The organism is Sporosarcina sp. FSL K6-3457 (assembly GCF_038007285.1).
GTDB lineage: Bacteria > Bacillota > Bacilli > Bacillales_A > Planococcaceae > Sporosarcina.
Map to the genome: position 1 here is coordinate 2,052,810 of NZ_JBBOWX010000001.1, position 19,075 is coordinate 2,071,884.

16 protein-coding genes are annotated in these 19,075 nt (G+C 37.6%); 11 read left to right on the forward strand and 5 right to left on the reverse strand.

The genetic code is table 11. From position 1 onward, the window contains the following. The first annotated feature begins 7 nt into the window (after positions 1–7). The 6 genes from N1I80_RS09710 to N1I80_RS09735 all read left to right on the forward strand — a co-directional run bounded on the left by N1I80_RS09710 (position 8) and on the right by N1I80_RS09735 (position 7,504). On the forward strand, positions 8–1,282 hold the full coding sequence (locus tag N1I80_RS09710; RefSeq protein WP_340737678.1) for a glycoside hydrolase family 1 protein: 1,275 nt from the start codon (positions 8–10) through the stop codon (positions 1,280–1,282). 562 nt (positions 1,283–1,844) lie between these two features. Beyond that, complete coding sequence (locus N1I80_RS09715; RefSeq protein WP_340737679.1) at positions 1,845–2,468, forward strand: PucR family transcriptional regulator; 624 nt, start codon at positions 1,845–1,847, stop codon at positions 2,466–2,468. A 127-nt stretch (positions 2,469–2,595) separates the two neighbouring features. Further along, complete coding sequence (locus N1I80_RS09720; protein WP_340737680.1) at positions 2,596–3,693, forward strand: ABC transporter ATP-binding protein; 1,098 nt, start codon at positions 2,596–2,598, stop codon at positions 3,691–3,693. 99 nt (positions 3,694–3,792) lie between these two features. Then, positions 3,793–4,548, forward strand: coding sequence for a hypothetical protein (locus N1I80_RS09725; RefSeq protein ID WP_340737681.1), 756 nt, complete (start codon positions 3,793–3,795; stop codon positions 4,546–4,548). A 228-nt stretch (positions 4,549–4,776) separates the two neighbouring features. After that, positions 4,777–5,544, forward strand: coding sequence for an ABC transporter ATP-binding protein (locus N1I80_RS09730; RefSeq protein ID WP_340737682.1), 768 nt, complete (start codon positions 4,777–4,779; stop codon positions 5,542–5,544). Beyond that, on the forward strand, positions 5,531–7,504 hold the full coding sequence (locus N1I80_RS09735; RefSeq protein WP_340737683.1) for an FtsX-like permease family protein: 1,974 nt from the start codon (positions 5,531–5,533) through the stop codon (positions 7,502–7,504). The genes N1I80_RS09730 and N1I80_RS09735 overlap by 14 nt, the downstream gene beginning before the upstream one ends. Before the next feature lie 46 nt (positions 7,505–7,550). Here N1I80_RS09735 and N1I80_RS09740 read toward each other — a convergent pair whose 3' ends face one another. Both N1I80_RS09740 and N1I80_RS09745 read right to left on the reverse strand, forming a co-directional pair. After that, positions 7,551–8,573 carry a sensor histidine kinase gene (locus N1I80_RS09740; protein ID WP_340737684.1) on the reverse strand — a complete coding sequence of 341 codons (1,023 nt, stop codon included), beginning with the start codon at positions 8,571–8,573 and terminating at the stop codon, positions 7,551–7,553. Then, positions 8,570–9,244 carry a response regulator transcription factor gene (locus tag N1I80_RS09745; protein WP_340737685.1) on the reverse strand — a complete coding sequence of 225 codons (675 nt, stop codon included), beginning with the start codon at positions 9,242–9,244 and terminating at the stop codon, positions 8,570–8,572. Before N1I80_RS09745 ends, N1I80_RS09740 begins: the two co-directional genes overlap by 4 nt. 210 nt (positions 9,245–9,454) lie before the next feature. Here N1I80_RS09745 and N1I80_RS09750 point away from each other — a divergent pair, with 210 nt between their 5' ends. Both N1I80_RS09750 and N1I80_RS09755 read left to right on the forward strand, forming a co-directional pair. After that, complete coding sequence (locus N1I80_RS09750; RefSeq protein ID WP_340740014.1) at positions 9,455–10,201, forward strand: ABC transporter ATP-binding protein; 747 nt, start codon at positions 9,455–9,457, stop codon at positions 10,199–10,201. Further along, positions 10,198–12,678 (forward strand): FtsX-like permease family protein, encoded by a 2,481-nt coding sequence (locus tag N1I80_RS09755; protein ID WP_340737686.1) that lies wholly within the window; start codon positions 10,198–10,200, stop codon positions 12,676–12,678. The genes N1I80_RS09750 and N1I80_RS09755 overlap by 4 nt, the downstream gene beginning before the upstream one ends. 50 nt (positions 12,679–12,728) lie before the next feature. Here N1I80_RS09755 and N1I80_RS09760 read toward each other — a convergent pair whose 3' ends face one another. The 3 genes from N1I80_RS09760 to N1I80_RS09770 all read right to left on the reverse strand — a co-directional run bounded on the left by N1I80_RS09760 (position 12,729) and on the right by N1I80_RS09770 (position 15,434). Continuing rightward, positions 12,729–13,514: a S1C family serine protease gene (locus N1I80_RS09760; protein WP_340737687.1), complete on the reverse strand. Its 786-nt coding sequence runs from the start codon at positions 13,512–13,514 to the stop codon at positions 12,729–12,731. Positions 13,515–13,594: 80 nt separating this feature from the next. Continuing rightward, positions 13,595–14,671 (reverse strand): ABC transporter permease, encoded by a 1,077-nt coding sequence (locus N1I80_RS09765; RefSeq protein ID WP_340737688.1) that lies wholly within the window; start codon positions 14,669–14,671, stop codon positions 13,595–13,597. A gap of 190 nt (positions 14,672–14,861) precedes the next feature. Next, entirely contained in the window at positions 14,862–15,434 is a 573-nt protein-coding gene (locus N1I80_RS09770; RefSeq protein WP_340737689.1) for a YesL family protein, read from the reverse strand. Positions 15,435–15,864: 430 nt separating this feature from the next. Here N1I80_RS09770 and N1I80_RS09775 point away from each other — a divergent pair, with 430 nt between their 5' ends. The 3 genes from N1I80_RS09775 to N1I80_RS09785 all read left to right on the forward strand — a co-directional run bounded on the left by N1I80_RS09775 (position 15,865) and on the right by N1I80_RS09785 (position 19,053). Beyond that, entirely contained in the window at positions 15,865–17,172 is a 1,308-nt protein-coding gene (locus N1I80_RS09775) for a sugar ABC transporter substrate-binding protein (RefSeq protein WP_340737690.1), read from the forward strand. A gap of 124 nt (positions 17,173–17,296) precedes the next feature. Then, complete coding sequence (locus N1I80_RS09780) at positions 17,297–18,214, forward strand: carbohydrate ABC transporter permease (protein WP_340740015.1); 918 nt, start codon at positions 17,297–17,299, stop codon at positions 18,212–18,214. Between the two features lie 32 nt (positions 18,215–18,246). After that, positions 18,247–19,053: a carbohydrate ABC transporter permease gene (locus tag N1I80_RS09785; RefSeq protein ID WP_340737691.1), complete on the forward strand. Its 807-nt coding sequence runs from the start codon at positions 18,247–18,249 to the stop codon at positions 19,051–19,053. Positions 19,054–19,075: the final 22 nt, after the last annotated feature.

The following is a 19,075-nucleotide window of genomic DNA, read 5'->3' on the forward strand; positions in this document are numbered from 1 at the left end:
AGTATAAATGAAAAAGTTTAAAGGTAACTTTTTGATTGGTGCTGCAACAGCTGCACATCAAGTGGAAGGGAATAATGTAAATAGCGACTTTTGGGCAATGGAACATATTACAGGTTCTTCATACAAGGAGCCTTCGTTAGATGCAGTTGATCATTATCATAAGTATAAAGAAGATATCCAACTGTTGGTGGATGTAGGCTGCAACTCCTACAGATTTTCTATCGAATGGGCGAGAGTAGAGCCAACAAAAGGCAATTTTGATAAAAAGGAGATTCAACATTATAGGGAGGTTCTTGAATTTTGCCATCAAAATAGTATCACACCAATTGTAACCTTACATCACTTTTCATCACCCAAATGGTTGATTTCTGAGGGGGGCTGGGAAAGTGAAATGACCATTGATTACTTTGGACATTATAGTAAATATGTTGTATCGAAGTTAGGCGAACTGATTCCATATATTTGCACAATTAACGAAGCGAATATGGGGAAACAAATCGCTAAGATTATGAAAACGATGAAAGAGTCCAGTATAAAAGATAGAGATATTCAGGTCGGTCTTAATGTAGATATGAAAAGTAAAATGGAGAAATACTACCGATCTCTAGGTGAGGTATTTGGAATTGATCCTAGGAAAGTACAGACATTTTTAGCACCTCGGACCGAAGAAGGTGAACGAATTATAATGGGGTGCCATGAAAAAGCAAGGCAAGTCATAAAGGCAATGAATCCCAATATTAAGGTTGGAATTTCGTTGTCGCTTTATGATCATCAGGCACTACCTGGTGGAGAGGAATACGTGGAAAAAGAGCAGTATGATGACTTTCTTTACTATCTACCATATCTTCAGGATGATGATTTTTTAGGTGTTCAAAATTATTCACGGAAGATACATGGGCCGAATGGTGTCGTTCATACAGATGATCATGCTAGACTAACAAAAATGGGTTATGAATATTATCCAGAGGCATTGGAGGGTGTTCTACGATTTGTTTCTAAACACTGGGATAAACCGATGATGGTTACTGAAAATGGTATATCGACAGACAATGATGAGGAAAGAGTAGAATTTATAGAACGTGCACTGAGTGGTGTGCATCAATCAATAGAAGAAGGTATTAATGTGATTGGTTATATGTACTGGTCATTACTCGATAATTTTGAATGGCAATTGGGGTATGAGCAAACATTTGGATTAATAGCTGTTGATAGATCAACTCAAACTAGATATCCTAAAGGAAGTTTGACATATTTAGGGGATATTAAGAAGTCGGGATTTTAAAAGAAGTTGGTAGATGAATGATGGTAGTATAGATCAGTTGTTTTGGTTGTAAACTAACTTCATGGCTGAAACATACTCATAAAAGACTGAGGCTATTTGTTGATTCCTGTCTTTTATGAGTAGTACTAACCGATTGGAAGACAATTGCATTTAAATAAGCAATTTATCACAAAAACGCTAAAGGATAAAATCCCCCTTTGGCGTTTTTACATTTATCCATAAACAATGGAAGTTATGTGGTAAAATTGTTATATAATCATTTATTTCAAGAGTTCATTTGGAAAGAAAGAGGTATTTCCATGATCAATCAACTACGTAAAATCTATCCTTCCCTAATCATTTATTCCGAAGATCAGGACAATGTAGACCATACATATAAATGGTTTGTAATGAATGATGACATTATTGGCATTCAAGAAGACGAGTTAACTCAAAAAGATACATCCGTATTAGCTACTTTTTTAGTACCTTATAACATAAACTTTCCAATCCCTACGGATGAGGAGAAAAAGTGGAGTAAAGCTATTGATTCGACTGAATCAAGTGCTAACGTTGATTTAAAATGGGCAAGTCTTTATCGCTTCGTCTACTTTTCAATAAAAAAAATGAAGTGGATCCTATTGTCTTTAAAAGTGCAATACAGGAACTATTTACTAAACCAGTCCCTATTCTATGGGCCAATGGCTATGAAGGGGTCATTATAGAGGAACAAACAACAGTTGAAGACAGTACATCTTATGAACAAATCATAGATGTATTAATGAGTGATTTATATGTCAAAATTAACTTCTTTGTAGGCCCTTATCGACAAGGACAAGAAGGGATTGCACAACATTATCATTCTTTATTCGATGCGGCTAAAAATGTATTTACCTATTCAAATAAGGCGGTTGTGACGTATATTGACGCAATCCCTTATTTATTAATTCATGAAACGGATGCAGATTTTCGTTCAGATATGAGTCAAACTGTTTTACAAGAATACAAGGATGATGAAGAAACGTTAAAAATGATTGAAACGTTTGTACAATGCAATTTGAATTTATCGGAAACGTCCAAAGCGTTACATATGCACCGCAATAGTTTACAATACCGACTGGATCGTTTTTTTGAGAAAACGGGCATAGATATACGGCAATTTCACCAAGCGATGACCGTATATTTAGCGTTTTTAGCGAGAAAATAAGCCTATTTGTAAATATGCACGAAGAGGAAATAAATCTTTGTGCATATTCACCATTACTCAAATAGTGAAAATATTGTATGCTGTTATTAGTTATTGAAAGCACTTACATACTTAGGGGGAAAAGAAAATGGCAGATTTGCAATTAAAGAATATCAGAAAAGTTTATGATAAGGATGTTGTTTCTGTTAAAGATTTCAGCTTAGAAATTCGCGATAAAGAATTTCTAGTATTGGTAGGTCCATCTGGTTGTGGTAAATCTACAACACTTCGAATGATTGCTGGTTTGGAAGAAATTACAGACGGGGATCTTTTCATCGGTGGCAAACGTGTAAACGATGTGCCGCCAAAGGATCGTGACATCGCAATGGTTTTCCAGAACTACGCACTATATCCACATATGAACGTTTACGATAATATGGCGTTTGGTCTGAAGCTTCGTAAATTGAAGAAAGACGAAATCAAAAAACGTGTAGATAATGCAGCTAAAATTTTAGGACTAGAAGATATGTTAACGCGTAAACCGAAAGCGCTATCAGGTGGTCAGCGTCAGCGTGTTGCTTTGGGACGTGCGATTGTCCGGGATGCTGAAGTATTCCTAATGGATGAGCCGTTATCGAACTTGGATGCTAAGCTACGTGTGCAAATGCGTGCAGAGATTCAAAAATTACACAGACGTCTACAAACAACAACAGTTTATGTAACGCATGACCAAACGGAAGCGATGACAATGGCAACGCGTCTTGTTGTTATGAAGGATGGTATTATTCAGCAAGTAGGGGCTCCTAAAGAAGTATACGATGAGCCAAATAACGTATTTGTTGGTGGATTTATCGGTTCACCAGCTATGAACTTCCTGAATGGTAAGATTGAAGGCGATCATTTCGTTATGGGAGATGTAAAAGTACTTGTTCCAGGTGGGAAAATGAAAGCGCTTCGTGAGCAAGGGTATGTAGGTAAAGATATCATTCTTGGTATTCGTCCAGAGGATATTCATGATGAGCCATTATTCATTGATGCTTCTCCTGAAACGAAGATTACAGTCGGCGTTGAAGTTGCTGAGCTAATGGGTGCAGAAATTATTATGTATTCTAAAGTAGATAACCAAGATTTTGTTGCACGCGTCGATGCACGTTTCAATGTTGTCGCAGGTGAAACAGTTGACTTAGCGTTTAACCTAAGCAACGCCCATTTCTTTGATTGTGAAACAGAAGAACGTATTAAATAAGAAATCAGCAAAACCGCTACGGGATATACAATCCTTTGGCGGTTTTGTTTATGGTAAAATAGAAGATAATCGAATGACTGAAACAAGGGTGGAGTTTGTGTGGAAGAGTTAAAACAACGGTTAATAAAAGAGTTGCAGCAGGATTTTAATGTGAAAATCTTGGAATCTCTGTCATGGGGTTTACCTGTTCATTCCATAGAGATTGCTTATCAAACGGTGAAGCGTACACAAATGGATATTTTAATGAAAATGATGCTGATGGCTTTTCAAACAGAAGAAATTGCTGATGCAGAAGAATTAAGCGACATTCTACTTGTTGAACAATTGTTTATCAACGATTTAATCGACAAAATGTCGAGAACAGGTGTCCTAGAAAACAAGGGAAACTCTTTTACATTAACTAAGGCGGGGATTCAGCAACTGGAAAGTGGGGTATTCTCCCATGAACCAGAAGATGGGGCTAAACAGGCATTGTATAGTCCATGTCATGAAGCTTTTCTGACTGGAAATATAGAGGGGTTTTCATCAGATGAAGGGCAAGAAGCATACCGTTATCAAAAGAATTTTGCCGATTGGACAGTCAAATCTCTTGCGAAAACGGATGCAGTCGCTGCGTTACAATCGCTAAAGGTAGAATCTAGTGAAGGAGATGCTCAAGTTGTCATCTCTAAAATAGTCTCTGCTACAAATGTTCAAACCGATGCTGTGCCTTGTCTTGAATTTCGACTGTACAATAAGACGGAGGACATGCTGTATGCACGGGTTTGGAATACGCTGTTGGGGCATTGGGATAAAACGCTCGAAGCGCAGTTGAATGAAAAAGAACGGAAGGAATGGCGCGAGAATTATTTGTGAGAATGGACAAGAGACTGCTTTTGGAGAGTAGTCTCTTTTCTGTTTAGCCGACAATAAGCATGAACCGCTATTCGTTGAACATCTGGCAGTACAGTGAGTGACAAAAATGTAAGGTAGCCTGTTCTCTTTGTTCGCTTTATCCATGGATGACTGTATGCCAACACGTTATGCTTAATTCGAAAGCAAACAGACCTCGGATTAGTTGAGGGTGGTTGGGAGGAATAGGAATTGACGATTGTCTTACAAGCAAGGGGAATTCAAAAAGTATATGGAAACAAAAATAACTTTTTTACGGTCTTACGGAATGTAGATTTGACTGTACGAAAAGGAGAGTTTGTAGGGATCATGGGACCCTCCGGAGCAGGAAAAACAACATTGTTGAATATCATTGCAATGATTGACAAACCTACTTCAGGAAGTATTCAAATTAGGGGAAAGGAAATTACGACGCTGCATGACGAGTCCCTATCTGAACTCAGGAGAAAACATCTCGGATTCATTTTTCAAGATTATAATCTATTGGATTCCTTAACGATGAAGGAAAATATTCTTCTTCCATTGGCACTTGCTAATCACTCTGTATATGGAATGGAAGAGAAAGTAGAGGAAATTGCCACGGTTTTAGGCATACAATCGATTGTAGATCACTATCCCTATCAAACATCTGGTGGACAAAAACAGCGGACAGCTACGGCGCGTGCCATTATTGGTAAGCCAAGTCTTGTATTAGCGGATGAACCAACAGGGGCCTTAGATTCTAAATCCTCATTGGACTTATTAACGGCTTTTAAAACAATAAACCAAGATTACGAAACAACGATTTTAATGGTTACCCATGATGCATTGGCTGCGAGTTACTGTGATCGCATTGTTTTCATGAAAGATGGTGGCTTAGTAACAGAGCTTGTTAGGGGAGATAAGGATCGAAAATATTTCTTCGATCAATTAGTAACGACCTTGTCCTCTTTAGGAGGCGGGGGTCATGACCTTATTTAATGTAGTCATGAAAAGCTTGAGGCATAATTTCCGCCAATATTTTATTTATATGGCCTCCATGGTATTTAGCATCTTAATTTATTTTACATTTGTTTCTTTGCAATACAACGAACAAATTGCAAATGTTTCTAATCTAAACGATAAAATGCAGCCATTGCTTCATGTAGCCTCCTTTATTTTATTGTTGTTTATGGTCATCTTTATTGGGTATTCCAATACTTTTTTTATTCAAAAGCGAAAGCGAGAGATAGGGCTGTATGCTTTATTAGGTACGCCGAAGAAAAAAATAGCTGTCATGCTATGTTATGAAAATGCTTTACTAAGCGCTCTTGCACTTGTTCTTGGAATTAGTCTTGGCCAATTATTTTCTACATTTTTCAGTATGATTTTAATTAAACTAATGGGCTATTCAATAGTGATTCAATTTACAATAAACGATGTGGCTATTGTGCAAACAGTAGTGGTGTTTGCTATGATGACGTGCGTTACTTCGCTGCAAGGCTATGCAATCTTGTATCGCTTTCAATTAATTGACTTGTTCCAGGCTGAAAATAAAGTGCAAAGCAGTCGGAAACCATCTATTGTCACCGCGTTGCTTTCTTTCTGTTTTATAGGGATGAGCTATTGGATGCTGTTAACGGCCGTGGATTCACCAAGTTGGCATGATCATTTTGGTCGTAATTTATTTCTGATGATTGTTCTTATGATTGTGGGAACCTATTTCTTTTTTCATTCACTTAGTGGTTTTTTTGTTCAAATCTTACAAAATAACAAATTGATTTATTATAAATGGCGTAATTTATTAACACTTACACAAATTATCAGTCGCTTAAAAAGTAATGCCATCATGCTAACAATCATTTCTTTACTGAATGGAATGACACTCGTAGCATTTGGCTTTGCTTATACCGTTTACTATAATACTTTGCATACAATGGAAGAACATGTGCCATTTAGCTATCAGTATGACGTCATTTCAGAAGAACTGGATCATCAAATGACAGCACTTATTCGACATAATCAGGAATATCCGCTGTTATTTGACGAAATATTTGATTATATAATGGTGGATGGTCATGCGATTGCTTTGGAAAGAATTCCAGCTGGGTTTAACTATTATAATGAACAGTTTGCCGTGCTATCTGAGACGGTCTATAATCGACTTTCGAATCAGTTAAGGGGGACTCCAATACCCAAATTGAATGAAAATGAAACGGCTATAGTGGGCAAGAATTTCATTGGTTCGCAAAAAAAAGACGAGAATGTTGGTCATTCACTAGCGCTCTTGTTATCCAATGAAGACGTTCTTCTAAGTATTGTACAAAACAACATTGAATCCATATTTAATTATAGTGTCCAGCCGTCTGTGCTCATTGTCAACGATACAATCTATCGAAAGCTGCAAAGCGAGTATAGTCCTATCACTTCCCATGTATTTAAAGTGGGCAATGAAAAGCAGTCTGCTGCGTTAACAGAACAATTAAAAGTACTTTTTGAGACCAAGTTGCCAAGTAATCAAATAAATCTGATTGAGCTTGAGCCATCAGGCACTGTTTTCTATAGTTTTTCAGAGAGTTACCAGGAAGCTCAATCGATTTATGGAATGATTATTTTCACATTTGGATTTTTAGGGCTAGTTTTTCTTTCTGCCACGGGGAGTATCATTTATTTCAAAATGCTAACGGAGGCGGAGGGAGATCGACAACGGTATTTGACGTTGAGAAATGTTGGTATGAGTAGACGAAAAGTACAGCAGGTTATCGCAAGACAATACATGATTATGTTTCTTTTGCCACTTCTAGTGGGAATTTCACATTGCTTTATGATGTTGATGTCAATATCAAAAGTGATGGATTTGAATATGATAACACCTATTTTTATAAGTACAGCAGGCTATTCGGCTTTGTATGGCTGTTATTATAAGATGACAGTTATTTCTGGGAATAAATTAGTGAATTAATGAAAAGTGAGGCGGCATGAAATAGTGCTTGCCTCACTTTTTGATTCTACAGGATAGAATAATAATCTAATCCTTTTGGGAAATGAATAGTAAATGTAGTATAGTCATTTTCTTTTGAAGTGACAGAAAGCGTATGTCCAAGTTTATTGGCTAGTTTTTGTGCTAAATATAGGCCGATTCCTGTTGATTTTTTATGAATTCTTCCGCTTGTCCCCGTGAAGCCTTTGTCGAAGATCCTCGATAGATCCGATGGAGAAATACCAATCCCGTTATCTGAAATAATTAACCTAACTTCCTTCGAATCTTCTTCTGATAGTAGACGAATTGTTCCCCCATCTTCCGTATACTTTAATGAATTTGAAAGAATTTGGGAGAGAACATATTCAAACCATTTTTTGTCTGTCAAAATGTCAGTTGACTCTACTTGAAAGTCTACCTTTATGTTCTTTTTAATAAACAGCTTAGCCTGTTGTTTAATAACTGACCGCACGATGTGGTCCAATGCTGTTTGAGAAATGAAATAATCATGGTTAAAATCATCAGTTCGAACAAAGTATAAGGCTTGTTCAACATAGTCATCAATTGTCGAAATTTCATCGTCTATGCTTATGAGATCTGGGCTTTTAGGGTTTGTTTCAACAATCAATTTGCTAATTGCGATGGGTGTTTTTATTTCATGAAACCAGGAAGTCATAAAATCCAACGTTTCTTTTTTCTCTTGTAAAATGGTTAGTATTTTTTCTTGGTGATTGTTATGAACCGATTGTAAGAATTGGCTATACAAATATTGCTCATACGTTTTTGAAGGGTTTACATTTTCATGGATACGTTGACCATCTTTCCACTGTTGTTCTAAGTAAGAAAAAGACTTTTTGATATTGAAAAATTCAATGGCCATATAGAAAGAGAAAATGGAAAAAGTGATGAGATGGATATATATAATATTTTGTAGGTGAATCGACATCGTTGGTTCTACATAGAGCATGATGGTTATAAACGTCATGATGAATAGATACATTGCAATCGTCCGTCGCTGAAATCGTAAAAAATGGGTGAATGATATGTTCATACAAGTATATACCCCTGTCCTTTTTTCGTTTGTATGTAATCCTCAATGCCATAATCACTCAATTTTCGCCGTAAGCGATTGATATTAACGGTTAATGTATTGTCATCAATGAAGTTTTCGTCTTCCCATAATGCGCGTATGATTTGATCACGCTGAACAATTTGATTTTTATGGGTAAAGAGTACACAGAGAATCTTCAATTCATTTCTTGTCAGTTCGATTTCTTTATCTTCAATATAAACCATCATTTTTTTAATATGTAGTGCGATGTCACGGTGTTGAATGATATCCATTTCGACCGTGTGATAGGTATATGATCTCCTAAGGAGTGTATGTATTTTGGTCACAAGCATTTCCATAGAAAAAGGTTTCTGAATAAAGTCATCTCCGCCGATATTTAAAGCCATCATCATATCCATTTCTGCTGTTCGTGAAGATAGGAAAAGGACAGGGACATTGGAATGTTTACGTATCCGTTCGCACCAATAAAATCCGTTAAAATAAGGGAGGTTAATATCCAAAATGACGAGATGGGGCTCGATTGTTAGAAATGCTTCTTCTACTTTTTGAAAGTCCTCGATGATGTGCGTCACATAGCCCCAGGTTTGTAAACGACTAGCAACAATTGCACTGATTTTCGTTTCGTCTTCAACAATTAAAATAGAGAACATCTACTTCACTTCCTACTCTATAAAGGTGTAAATGATTGACTATCAGTCCAATTATAGCATACACCTATTTCAATCATTTGGAGTAGATTGTGACAGAAACGTAAGATAGGGGTGCTTTTTGTTCGTCCAATCTATGGATGGCTCTTTTTCTACGCAGTATGCTTAAGCTAATGAAATGCTCTGCGAGTTGGAGGAGAAGAGATGGGAATCATGCTGTCGGTTGAGAATGTTTCAAAAACGTATAAAATAGCAGGCAATCCAGTACAGGCGCTGAAAGATATTTCTTTCACATTAAAAAGAGGGGAACTTATTGCGATTATGGGAACGAGTGGCTCAGGGAAGAGCACGCTCCTACATGTATTAGCAGCTTTAGACGAACCGGATACTGGCAAGATTACGGTGAATGGTCAGTATTCAAAAAATATGTTTAAAGAACCGCGAGCGACAGATTATCGTCGTGATATGATTGGCTTCATTTTTCAGTCATATAATTTATTGAAAGATTTGACGATAGAAGAGAATATCGCACTTCCGCTGTTATTAAAAGAACAATCTCAAGCGACGATTACACGGAAGGTAGGAGAAATGCTGTACTTAATGGGCTTGGAGGATTGGAAGCATCATCGCCCGATTCAACTTTCTGGTGGACAGCAACAACGAGTTGCGATTGGTCGTGCACTGATTACACAGCCTCCGCTTGTTCTGGCGGATGAATTGACCGGAAATTTAGATACAAACACCTCAAAGGATATTTTGCGTGTCTTGACGGGAATGAAAAACAAGTTTAACCAAAGTATGTTGATGGTGACGCATGATCCAATTGTGGCAACTTATGCAGACCGTGTGCTATTTTTTCATGATGGTGAAATTGTAAATGAATATAGTTGTTCGGGGATAGATGATATGGATGCTATTATGCATATCTTCCAACAGATTTTAACAGGACAATCCATATGAAATCATTAAATCGCATAGCTCTGCGTTTATTTCAGACACATCCATTTATTGTTTTCACTTCTGTTGCGAGTATTGCCATTGCTGTGTCACTTGTCATTACATTGGCGGTTTTTTCGACGAATGCCAAACAAACACTACAAGAGGAAATGAAGGCGTTATACGGTGAATTTGATGTGGCTGTTGTTTATGATGATAATCAACCAATTCAAAATGAACAGTTATTATATGAGTTGGCCGCAAATCATCCGGGGACAGATGCAATTACGGAAGTGTTGGTGACACAGGCTTTTGTTGAGAAACTTGTAGGTGAAGTCTATACGGTGGGCATTGAAAACGACCCACTCGCACAAAGTAGATATAAAACAACAGCAAAGTTGGAAGATAACTCGGTCATTATGACAGCAGCATTAGCAGAAGCATTACAAGTAACTGTTGGAGATCCAATCGTCATTGAAAATAGAACGTTTTCTATTATTGAGATCATTACGAATGCAAAAGGGACAGCAATGGCACCAGATATTTTGATTTTCGTGCTAGATACGGCAAAATCATTCAAAAATCATGGAAACCATTTTAGTAAATTTGAAACGACTGCCTTGATGATCAAAGCTAAAAAAGATGTAGATGTCTTGGCAATGGCGGTTGATTTGAAAGAGTTTCATGGGAATTTACGTGTCGATGTAATGGAACAAGAGGAATTCGTGGAACAGAATATGAATTCATTAGCTTTATTTATAGTTGTCATGTCAGTGCTTGTTTTGCTTGTGACATCGTTGATGGTCTTATCGAATTTTGAGTTATTCATGTATAAAAATAGAAATCAACTTGCGATTATGCGAGCAATGGGAGCGAAAACGAAGCAAATTGCTAAAATCGTCTGGGTGCAAAGTGCTCTGATTAATATACTAGGAACGACTTGTGGTTTGTTCCTTGCCATGTTAGCTCATCAGTTTGTCCAGCCTTTATTGGAAAGGTTACTTTCATTTGAACATAAGGTGGCGACATTTAATGTAGGAGTCGCCTTGATAGTTGTTGTAATGAGTGCAATTATCGTTCAACTTTTTCTAAGTATCCCTGTGTATAAATCAACCAAAATGTTACCACTTATGATGATGCAAGCGAATGAAAAAATTGATTTTGGTCATCGAGCGGGTCATCGGAAAATAGGCAAGCTCTTACTGTTTGTGGCCATTTGCATCTTATTGCTGGGGATGTACGGTGTGAATGAAGATGTACAGGCGTTGCCGATCTTACTAGGCGCGCTACTGTTGCTCGCTTCGCTTTTTACGCTATTTCCTGTCTACATTGTGCCGGTTATTAGATTCATACTCCCGTTCATAAAAAGGGTATGTGGGACAGAAGCGTATATAGCTGTACAAAATTTTATTCCACAAGTTAGACAGAATACTTTTGTCATGCTGTCAATTAGTGTGTTAATGATGATTACGGTTGTTGGATCTGTTCTCATGACGACAATTCAGCACAATAATGTGAAGTATATCGATAGCCAATTTTCTACGTCAATTGTAGTGAAAAGCCGAATCTATGAGTCGGAGATCGATGGTGTAAGATTGAGTGAGGAAATACGGGCGGCGCTTCCGGCTGTCGAGGTAAGTGCAGTGAGTCATCTTTATGGTACTGAATTGTTGTTTCGGGGGCAACCAATTGTCTATGATTATGTGTTGGCAAATGTGAAAGGTTTGGAACGCATGGGTTTAGTGCCTACAATCAGGGAGTTTACAGAGCAAACGGTGATTATTTCACCACAGTTTGCGAAAGATCATCGTGTAGCGATTGGAGATACTTTTGACATAGGGATGTACTTGTTTGACAAGCAAAGAATGGACTATACGGCAACGATTGTCGTTGGGCAAATTGCCGACACAACTTTTCAGGCAGATGTTGTCTTTGATTGGCAAGTACAGGGGCTATATCCTGAATTTATTCCGTTTGATAGATTGTATGTCCAAGCGGAAAATGAAGAGACAACGATTTCAGTGCTTGAACAGTATAAAAGTCAGTATCCTGCGTTGCAAATTCATACACATGCAAAGGCATCTGAAGAAGCGAAGGAAATGTTTGTGCAGCGTTGGTCTATTTTCATAGTGGTCTTACTAGCACTTGTGCTTGCGGTTATGGTAGGAGTAGGCAATACACTTATGAATACTCTCTATTCAAAACGCAAAGAGTTCGCAGTGTTACGAACGATTGGCGTTAGGCCTTGGGGGATTGTACAAATCATGGTTACACAAGTTGTATTGTATGTGCTCATTGGGTTGCTGTTTGGCGGAGTATGCGGCTTGCTGTTATCGTTTGTTATTTCATTGATTGATATGGGTGGTTATGCAGTGAATGGTTGGCTGATTTTGTCTGTAGGATTGTCAATGTTGGTTAGTAGTATCCTGATTGTTGTTCCGATGGGACGTAAGATAGGGCGGCAAAATATTAGTGTAGAAATGAAACAGGATAATAAGTGAGTTGTGAAAGTAGACAAGAGACTGCTCATCGTGAGTAGTCTCTTGTCTACTTATTCATCTGCTTGTTTTTGATAATAAGCATCAATCGGTACAAAAAGTCCAACCTTGCCATACGTTTCATGATCTAATGTAGCAAATACAACCCCGATCACTTGGCCATCATGATTCAAGACAGGACTTCCACTATTGCCACGATAAACGGGTGCTTTCATCATCACGACAGGTTCATCCCAATCGCTTAACTGAAGATAATCAATAACGGTTCCCTCATTGGCAATGCTTGTGAATTTTAACGGATTACCGATAAAATAGACGGGCTCGTCGTCTGTAAATGTTGCCTGGTCGGCGAGTTCCAAATAGGGCAAGTCTTCTCCATCTATTTGCAATACAGCGAGGTCAATAGATGGGTATGTATCGATAACATTGGCAGTAAACAACCCTTTACCTGGGAAGGAGACTGTTACCTTGCTATTTCCTTCGATAACATGATTATTTGTTAAAAGGGTTCCGTCACTAGAAATGGCGAATCCCGTGCCTTTACTATCAGCGGTTGTAATGACGACGACGGATTTTTTATAGGCGGCAATATCGTCTTGTGCTGATAATCTCGCAGAGGTCTTTACGAATTCAATCGCTGGAATTGAATAGACTTCAAAAATCACTGCAAAAGTATTAAAGGTTAACATACTTGCAATGAGCCAGAACAGCCATTTAGGAAAAGGGTGTTTGGGCTTGTGCTGTTCTTGGTCAGCATTGGCAAGCGCCTGCCGTTGCGCCTCTAGCACAAGGTCTTGTAGCTCATCATCGTCTATTTCTTCCTGTTCGTTGTTGTTCAAGGAATCACATCCTAACTCATAAGCATAGTTCGTATGATTACATTATACATGAAGTTTGCGATATATTTTGGAAACAAATTTTACACGATATGATGGGCAAATAGAGCTACTGTCAGCAACACCGATTGCAAAATCAACAGGCTTAATAGAAATTTTTTGAAAGATTTATTCTTCATGGTCGTGGAAATCGGATATGTATGAGAATGGTCGTTGAGTGAATGCTGTAAAGGCAATAGCTGATAGTAAGTGAAAAATAGTATTGGAAAAATGATTAGCCAGCCGTAAGTAGGCACGAAATAGATAATCGTACAACCGATGATAGTGAGTCGTATATATAAATAATAAAATTCATTGTACCGAACAAATAAATGGGCAAATAAGTATGTGTAAGCAGAAGCTTGTTGATAAAAAATAACTCTTTTGATAATCCAGCTCAACAACATACGGGGTTTGAATGCATATGTAAGTTGGGGAACATCAATATATAGGTGAATAAATTTGTATATCTTTTCTAAAACCTTTTCCTCGCGATGTATTAGAAAATCCCAATTGACTCCTGTTGTTTTATCATTTATTACATAAAACCAAAGCACGAGAGTAATCATTAATAGACTTCCTGCAATTAGCCAACTACCGACAAATAGCAAATAGAGAATGGTGCTGAATAATAAAAAGCGAATCACTTTATGAATGACCAATTGTAATGGGGTGGCTAGCCATTGCTCGACCCATATAAGGCGAATATTTAAGATGATTAAGCCCAAGGAAATAATCATTACAGTCGTATTCAAGTGAAACATTGGACTGGTAATCATTAGTAAAGGTCCCAACTGCATGGCGTGAATACTTGCACTATAGATCATTGATTTTCTGAAATAGGGAGATAATCTCGCCTCAGCGGGCATTAAAAAGATGACGTCCGCTTGTTTCAAAAATGTTCGAATCCCTGTTGTTAGGAAAAATAAAGCAATAACAAGTGCTGCGATGAGTTCAGTTGGAAAAGACACAGGTATCCATTGAAGAAATTTTATATAATAATAAAGAAAAACAGCTCCGAATATTATAAGTGAATAGACAACACTCATCGTAATGATTGAAAAATAACGAATGATTTCACTGTAATACTCTTTCAAACGTTTGCCCCATATGGAGTTCATGTTCTTTCACCTCAGTTTCAGAAAGGAATCTATAGACGCAAAGTAGAGCGCAAGTCCACAAACATTTATTTTACTATATTTTTTCAGATTATGCATGCCGTGGTTTATGTGAAGAAATCTGCTATATGTAAATAGCCTCATTGTCTGTACTGTTTAAAGTACAGACAATGAGGTTATTTTTTGTGTATGGTCATATGCTTTGCCGTCTCTTGATCCGTGCAAATGCCCTGAAACTAATGTAGGTCGCCGCATATGCAAAGACGCTTCCGGTGAATAGTGGAATAATCCCAGGAAGGATGGTTGTAATGAGGAAGATGATTCCAGCTACAGCGCCAATAGCAATCACTTCGAGGGGTGATGTAATAGCGATGAAAAAGGACTGTTTGAAATACTGAAAGAACTTCAAGTCGAAATGTGTATAGACAGGAAAGAAAAATAACAATGTGGCAATACCTGAAATCAGTATAAAAATTAAGACAGGGTATAGAAACACTAATTTTCCACTATTCAATTGCAAGAAATAAAAATCAAAATAAAAGAAGTAGGCAATAAGTAAAAAAATCAATCCGAAACCATTTGCTTGTAAAAAGTAAGAGCGAAATGATGTCCAATAAGCAGGAAATATTTTAATGCTTTCTTCGTTTTTAATCAATTTACCAACAACTGAAAACATAGCCGCTGTTGCTGGAAAGATACCGAATATAATCAATCCAATGCTCGAAAATAGTATCCAGAGCACATTGATATAAGCCAATTCAATCATTTTATAAGCTATTCTATTAAACTTCTCCTAACCAACCAAATCTCTCACCTCTCAAAATTAACTATATATTGAAAATGACTGAAATTGCAACTACATAATTTGCGGAAAAGGAAGGTGTTTACCAAATGAATGATAGCTAGTCTCTAATTAAAGACGCTTTAGAGACTTGTCTCTTGATAAAGAATAATGTACTCTGAAAACAAGTAATTCGATAATTCAGTAGTTTTTATGTATTGAGTAAGCTGTCATTTGAAGTGGAGATTGTTATAAGTGATAGCGCTTTCAATGGGGCGGTACCAATGTTTAAAAACATAGTGTGAAAAATCAAAACAACAAAGTTGCCGAATAGTTAGGGAGGTGCAAGTCATATAATACTAGTTCAACAGATTGAAAGTAGTCATATTCATAACAGTAGAGAGGGGTTATGTTGATGAAAAAGTTTTGGTTTTTTCTAGTACTCGTTTTGCTTGGGGCTTTGATTGTAGGGTGTAGTGCAGACGATACAGGGACAAAGGACGATGGGGCGACTGAGCCGGTAGAAACAGGCGAGGTAGAAGAACAAGGTCAAGAGGATGTTGCGAAAGAAGAAAGCTTGTCTGGGGAAATTACTGTTTGGGCACATCCTTTCACAGGTGACCAGGAAATAGAAGGGGCTATGTGGAAAGAAATTATTGCTTCTTATGAAGACCAAAAGGGAGTAAAAGTAAACTTTGAACAAATTCCATGGGCAAACCGTGATCAAAAAGTACTGACAGCACTAGCTGCGAACAATGGTCCGGATGTGTTCTATGTGATTCCTGACCAAATGCCACAGTATGCGGACGCAGGGATGCTATTAGCGCTAGATCCTTATTTAGAAGGCTTTGACATTGATGACTTCGTCGATACAGCATTGGTGTCTACTACTTGGAAGAATGAGTTATACGGACTGCCGATTTTACAAGAAGCGTACACATATATTTATAATGTTGATGTTATTAAAGCAATTGGTGAAGACCCAGAAAAATTACCAGCAACGTGGGCCGAGTTTGAGCAATGGGCTCAAAAAGCGAAAGACAAAGGCTATTATGCAACAAGTTTCCAAGGTGGAGGCTCTATGAACGGAACATTGTATCCATTCCTATGGCAAGCTGGCGGAAATGTTGTAACGGATAGTAACGAAGTGTTGATCAATAACGAAGCAGGCGTAGAAGCATTTACATTTATTAAGAAAATGTATGATGAAGGCTGGATTCCAGCAGATTCAATTACGGCAATGGAGCATGATGCGATTTGGGACAGTGGAAAGATGTTAGCTGTTCAAGGTTCAGGTATTTCAGTTAGTCGTTTATTGAACAATGAACTTTTTGACTTTGTCATTGCACCACCGCTAAAAAACAAAGAGCAATTAACGTATGGTACTACAGGTATGTTCGTAGCGCCAATCAATACGGATAATCCAGCTGCAGCTGCAGAATTCATCAAAGTGATGACAAATGCAGAAAATCAAAAGAAATTTAATACAGTCACTCAATATATCCCAACTCGGGAATCTGCCAAAGATATCTTTGGTGACCAAAAATATCTTGAACAGTTGGCTGGTTACACGCAATATGCATTGCCTGGGGTGATCCATCCTGAGGGACGAACAATTATGCCACTAATTCAGGCTGAGCTTCAAGCAATGCTTGAAGGCAAGAAAACACCTCAAGAAGCGGCCGATGCAGCCGCAGCTTCTGTTCAGTCGAAGATGAAATAACGAAGGCATAAGCTGTAATTAATAAATGAAGTAGTCCAAGCAAAGAGTTTGATCATTTAGCGATCAAGCTCTTTGTTACTAATGTATAGAATTAAGTGAAGGGGTGAGTACACTGAGTAAAGCATTGACTTCTAAAAAAAGTAAACTACCACTTGGGGAGAGGTTGAAGCGTGAATGGAAGCGTAATGCCATTGTTTATATTGTTTTAATTCCCGTTATTATTCATTTTATTATTTTTCAAGTTTATCCATTTTTATTAAGTTTTTATTTAACTTTTATGGATTGGAAAGTAATTGGTGACCCTGAATTTGTAGGCCTCAAACATTGGAAGTATTTGTTGACTGATAAATTAGCTTGGAAGGCTATTTGGAATACAGTCATGTTTTCAGTCTATTATATTGTGCCAACGATGGCCTTGGGGCTCGTCCTTGCGCTCATTATTAATTCGGGGGTTAAATTCGCGGGCTTTTTCAAAGGGATTTTCTTCTTACCTGTTGTTACGTCCTTTGTTATTGTTGCGGGTATTTGGGGGTGGTTATTTAGGGGAACAGAAGCTGGGCTAATTAATTACCTACTCAGTTTTATAGGGATTGAACCTCAATTATTTTTATCGAATTCTAGCCAAGCGCTCGCGGTGTTGGCCGGTTTGAGTATTTTTAAAGTTGCTGGAACAACAATGATTTATTATTTTGCAGGACTTCAATCGATTGATCGAGGATTGTATGAGGCAGCACGTATTGATGGCGCTTCGCCTTTGAAAATATTTTGGAATATCACATTTCCATTATTAAAGCCTATCCACTTTTACGTAGCAATCACGACGACAATCGGTTCCTTTCAAATTTTCGATTCGGCCTACTTATTAACAGGCGGCGGGCCAAGTTATGCAACGACAACGATTGTCTATTATTTGTATGAACAAGGATTTACTAGCCTGAATTTAAGCTATGCTTCTGTACTTTCTTATGTTTTATTTTCAATCATTTTAGTGATTTCCCTTGTTCAGCGGAAATACTTGGGCAAGGACTCCAACCATTATTAATAGACGGTCGCATATAGAAAGGAGACTGACAAATGGTAAAAAAAATCATCACGTATATAGCGTTATTTATTTTGGGATTCTGTTTTCTATTACCCTTTGCAATCATGATTTTAGGCTCTTTTAAAGATGTACAATTTGCACAGCTAGATCCTCTTTTTTGGATACCTGACGATCCGACAATGAAAAACTATATCTATATTATGAGAGATGGCATGTTTGTACGCTGGATTCTCAACTCGGTTATTATTACCGTTATCCCAGTAGCTACTCAAATGCTATTTTGTGCAGTTTTAGGTTATATTTTTGCAAAAAAACAATTTATTGCACGGGAAACAATATTTTGGATTTTCATGGCGGTTATCATGATTCCGCAACAGCTATTAATCATCCCAAAGTATATTATGTTCTCTGATTTCGGTTGGATCAATACATATTGGGCATTGATCGTTCCAGAGTTATGGGGAATTATGGGCGTCTTTTTAGTGAGACAGTTTTTACAAAGTATACCGAACGACCTGGAAGAAGCTGCCTATATCGATGGTGCGAATGATATTCAAATATTTTTTAAGGTTATTTTACCGCTCGCGGTGCCAGTCGTCGCAACAGTCGGCACATTTTCCTTTATTTCGAACTGGAATGATTTGTTCCAGCCATTGATTTATTTGACGCAAGAGAAGATGTTTCCGATCACGCTTGGGTTAGCATCAATGCTTGGGAAAGAAGGGAATTTTGGCATTGAAATGGCTGGTTCAGCGGTGTCCTTTATCCCAACTTTTCTCATTTTCTTATTCTTCCAGCGTTATTTTACAGAAGGCATTCAAATGTCTGGGATGAAATAATAAAATTCAAGGGACTGGAGGT

What these genes read in the sequence shown, in the direction of transcription:
- N1I80_RS09765 (WP_340737688.1), bottom strand. Translation starts at nt 14,671, where the DNA reads ATGAACTCCATATGGGGCAAACGTTTGAAAGAGTATTACAGTGAAATC.
- N1I80_RS09775 (WP_340737690.1), top strand. Translation starts at nt 15,865, where the DNA reads ATGAAAAAGTTTTGGTTTTTTCTAGTACTCGTTTTGCTTGGGGCTTTG.
- N1I80_RS09770 (WP_340737689.1), bottom strand. Translation starts at nt 15,434, where the DNA reads ATGATTGAATTGGCTTATATCAATGTGCTCTGGATACTATTTTCGAGC.
- N1I80_RS09755 (WP_340737686.1), top strand. Translation starts at nt 10,198, where the DNA reads ATGAAATCATTAAATCGCATAGCTCTGCGTTTATTTCAGACACATCCA.
- N1I80_RS09785 (WP_340737691.1), top strand. Translation starts at nt 18,247, where the DNA reads ATGGTAAAAAAAATCATCACGTATATAGCGTTATTTATTTTGGGATTC.
- N1I80_RS09740 (WP_340737684.1), bottom strand. Translation starts at nt 8,573, where the DNA reads ATGAACATATCATTCACCCATTTTTTACGATTTCAGCGACGGACGATT.
- N1I80_RS09710 (WP_340737678.1), top strand. Translation starts at nt 8, where the DNA reads ATGAAAAAGTTTAAAGGTAACTTTTTGATTGGTGCTGCAACAGCTGCA.
- N1I80_RS09720 (WP_340737680.1), top strand. Translation starts at nt 2,596, where the DNA reads ATGGCAGATTTGCAATTAAAGAATATCAGAAAAGTTTATGATAAGGAT.
- N1I80_RS09745 (WP_340737685.1), bottom strand. Translation starts at nt 9,244, where the DNA reads ATGTTCTCTATTTTAATTGTTGAAGACGAAACGAAAATCAGTGCAATT.
- N1I80_RS09735 (WP_340737683.1), top strand. Translation starts at nt 5,531, where the DNA reads ATGACCTTATTTAATGTAGTCATGAAAAGCTTGAGGCATAATTTCCGC.
- N1I80_RS09715 (WP_340737679.1), top strand. Translation starts at nt 1,845, where the DNA reads ATGGGCAAGTCTTTATCGCTTCGTCTACTTTTCAATAAAAAAAATGAA.
- N1I80_RS09750 (WP_340740014.1), top strand. Translation starts at nt 9,455, where the DNA reads ATGCTGTCGGTTGAGAATGTTTCAAAAACGTATAAAATAGCAGGCAAT.